Origin of the sequence: Salinivibrio sp. MA427 (assembly GCF_001996115.1) — a bacterium.
GTDB classification, from domain to species: domain Bacteria; phylum Pseudomonadota; class Gammaproteobacteria; order Enterobacterales; family Vibrionaceae; genus Salinivibrio; species Salinivibrio costicola.
Map to the genome: position 1 here is coordinate 1 of NZ_MUFH01000359.1, position 2,191 is coordinate 2,191.

1 protein-coding gene is annotated in these 2,191 nt (G+C 51.9%); it reads right to left on the reverse strand.

Going from position 1 to position 2,191, the window contains the following annotated elements; translation table 11 throughout:
* Positions 1-1,986, reverse strand: a 1,986-nt coding sequence (gene yccS, locus BZG79_RS14450; protein ID WP_077774754.1) for a YccS family putative transporter, incomplete at its 3' end; no start/stop codon positions are given.
* Positions 1,987-2,191: the final 205 nt, after the last annotated feature.

Here is a 2,191-nt window from a genome sequence, read left to right on the forward strand (position 1 = left end):
CGCATTGAGTGATTGGTGAATGTCACGATGCAGTTGCGCCACTTTCTGATGATTAACCTCATCGTCCATGCGACGGCGGTGAGCGCCAAGCGCAGAAATATAGCTCAACATCGCATTGTTCAAACACAAAAACCGGAACGTCTCTTCAATGTTGGTGCGATAGCGTCCTGGCTCGACCAACATGTTACTGATGGCGGTGGTGAGCTCGGCATCGGCATTGTGTGCATGGCGACGTGCGATTCGGTAGGCGAGATTATCGCGTTTACCGACACGATATTGTGCGATCACATGGGCAAGGTAATCACGATTTGCTTGTAACGCCTCGGTCATGATCCCACGCAATCGGTGCGCTTGCCAATCGGGGAGCACGTAACGAACGGCGGCGACAGCAATCAGGCAGCCGATCACGGTATCTCCCAGCCGTGGCAAGATAACCGCAAAGCCCTGACCAAATTGGCTAAAGCACATGAGTACCAGCAGGGTGATAAACAGGGTCGCGAGCGTATACTGCACGGTACGAAAAGCGAAAAAGAGTACCCCCGTGATCACCATTAACGCTAACTGGCTGCTCGGATCGGGGAACAAATACAAAGCGGGCACACCTAATAGCAACCCACCTACGGTCCCTAGGATCCGTTCTTTGAGTTTGTTTCGCGTCGCCGAGTAGTTCGTCTGACAAACGAATTGAATCGTCATTAAGATCCAAAACCCATGTTCAAGCGATAGCCCTTGAATCACCCCGTAGCCGGCGAGTAGTGACAAAGAGAGTCGCACCGCATGGCGAAAACGTAGCGATTTGAGTGTCATCTGACGACGGATCCGATACACCATTTCGCCCAGAGAGCGCGCATCAGGGTCGGCCAGTTCACTTTCTTGTGTGCCATCATTGGCAGCTAAATTACTAAGGCTCGCCAACTGCTCCTCAACGGTCTCTAGGTTTTTATAGAGAAAATCGAGCTGATGAAGTAAGGCCATGCGCGAGGCATCTTGGGTTTGTTCAGCCAATAAATATTGCATCGATTGCTGGATGGCCAGTAACGCTTGCTGACCCGCTTTTGGGTGCTGGTAGCGCGCCCCGATCGATAACGCTTGTGCAACATCGCGACAGGCGCTGGCCTGGGCATTGAGCAAGGCCTCAAAGCGAAACAAGATATCAGAATGGAAAAACTGCGCGGCAAGATCTTGATAACGATAGTGCGAAGAGCTGACACGTTCATGGATATCTTGGGCAATAAAATAGGTTTGCAGCAACGCTTGATGCCGTTTAGTCAATCGCCCCCGTCGTGCACGGGCCAGCAAAGATGCCTTGGCTTGGTTTAGTGCGGCGACGACTTGGGCATTTCGGTTCGCGGCGGCGATGCGGGTCGGCTGGGGGACCAATTCTGTCACAGGGTGAAATAGGTTCGATTTGGTTTCCATATAGGTCGCGGTTTGGCGAAATACCGCCGCGAGCCGATGCTGTACCGGACGATGAGGCCAGATGACAATCCATATCAGCGACAAAAGGCCATACCAGACTGCCCCTGATAGCAACATCATCGGTTGTAACCACATGTCACTGCCTTGCTCCATGCCTAGCATGGTATAGACCGCCAACAGTAACGACGCAAACGCAATGGTGCCGTAGCGTTCACCAATGGCCCCTAACATGATAAAACCAAAACTCGACACGGTGAGGCCGATAGCAAATAACCATGGCGTGTCATATAAGAGCTCGACGGAAAACGCCGCCACAGTAAAACAGACCAAGGTGACACCAAGTGCGCGTACTCGGCCCCAAAAATGATCGTCCACTTCTGCCAGTGCCGAGGCGATGACGCCAAGGACGAGCGGGGTGACAATATCGGTACGTCCAGCATAACTGGCATACAAGGCAACGCCCATCAGCGCAATCAGCACACGAAGGCTGTCATTAATCCGGTGATTGGCCCAATACTCACGCAACGTGAGTGGCACGGTGGGAAAACGTGGCAGAGAAAAAGACATAAATAAACGTTATCGGCCAACAATGCTGGCAAGATACCAGAAACGGCCCGAGAAACTAACCCTGAATGCATCTTTAAGCACCGCTTTTATCGTTTGGTTGCGGTAGGTCAATTCCTTAAGAGAATCGACGCTGAGAACAGGCTTTGTGGGCGAGTGAATTGATTTCTAGGGTGGTGAGCAGTAGCATGCCAAGCATCTTTTAAAG